This window comes from Paenibacillus cremeus (assembly GCF_007786445.1).
In the GTDB taxonomy this organism is placed as follows: domain Bacteria; phylum Bacillota; class Bacilli; order Paenibacillales; family NBRC-103111; genus Paenibacillus_G; species Paenibacillus_G cremeus.
The window spans coordinates 1-1251 of the sequence record NZ_VNJI01000137.1; the positions used below are offsets into that span (position 1 = coordinate 1).

Annotated in this window: 1 protein-coding gene; it reads right to left on the bottom strand. The window is 46.4% G+C overall.

Annotated features, from left to right (window positions below):
* The coding region (locus tag FPZ49_RS35200) for an S-layer homology domain-containing protein (protein ID WP_144855394.1) at positions 1-1235 on the bottom strand (1235 nt) is incomplete at its 3' end.
* Between the last annotated feature and the right edge of the window lie 16 nt (positions 1236-1251).

Here is a 1251-nt window from a genome sequence, read left to right on the forward strand (position 1 = left end):
GACAGGAACGGTGTTTGACCCAGCTTGAAGTTCTTCTGAGCAGTAACATGCTGATCATTGTTAACTACATTCACGGAGACCATAGAAACGCCTGGCGTGTTCGTCTTGCCATCCATCAGGGTATCCAAAGTCATCAGCAGCGTACCGTCCGTTTGCTTCTCCATTTTGACGAAGTTCGCGCTGGAAGTAGTTACACTGTATGAACCAGCGGAGAAAGAGGCATTCTCACCATATTGGTTCTTTGCTTGCATCTTCACAACAACGCTCGAAGAGTAAGCTACGGTGTCTTGTGCGTTTACGAAATTAATGCTTTTCAGAACTTCATTTTCAGCTGTGAACTTAGCAGTTGTTTTATCAACGGCCGCTGCATCCAAACCGCTCAGCGTTACAGTATAGTCACCTGCAAACACACGGGAATCTGTCAGCGTCAAGATGGCCGATTTTTTGTCGTCGGACCATTTAACCGAAGTAGCTACATCTGTTGTACCTTTTTTCAGGGACAATACAGCTTTTGTTGTATCTACGTCACGATCCAAAGTTACTTGAACAGTTTGGTAACCAACAGCTTTAGCCTCTGTAACCGAAGCTTTTGCCGGTTGGAACAATTGTTTCGCATTGTAGGAGCTCACTACGAGCAATTCGCGAAGAGCATTTGTAGTTCCGCCGAACTTACCGTCAGCGCCATTGTCCATCAATTTCAATTGAAGCGCCAGGGCTACATAACCTTTTGCCCAATCGGATACGGTAGCATCAGTAACGCCCGTAGTACCTTTCACATCTTTACCCAAGCCGCGGAGCAAGAAAGCAGCCAATTGCTCTTTCGTTACTTTACCAGCCGGGTCGAATTGACCTTCAGCCACGCCGTCCGTAATGCCAGCTGCTTTAATCGCTTCGATATAAGGCAGTGCGTAGCCGTTCGCAGGATCATCTGCTTTAACGTCCTTGAAGCTGGAAGTCTTCAGTGTAGTGTCTACCTTCAGACCGAAGATCAATGCCGCTACTTTCGCGAATTGCGCACGATTCATTTCATCCTTCAAGCCGAACACATTATCCTTTACACCGTCATAAACGCCGGCAGAGATCATTGCGTTGAATTTCGCTTTTGTTGCAGCGTCCAAATCTTTCAAGTCAGTGAAATCATCTGCGGATTTAGGAGCTGTGGCAGCCATTGCTACAGACGAAAACATCGAGAATGCCAATGCAAGAGAGAGAATGGAAGATACTTGTTTTTTCATATGTTGTATGGCCTCC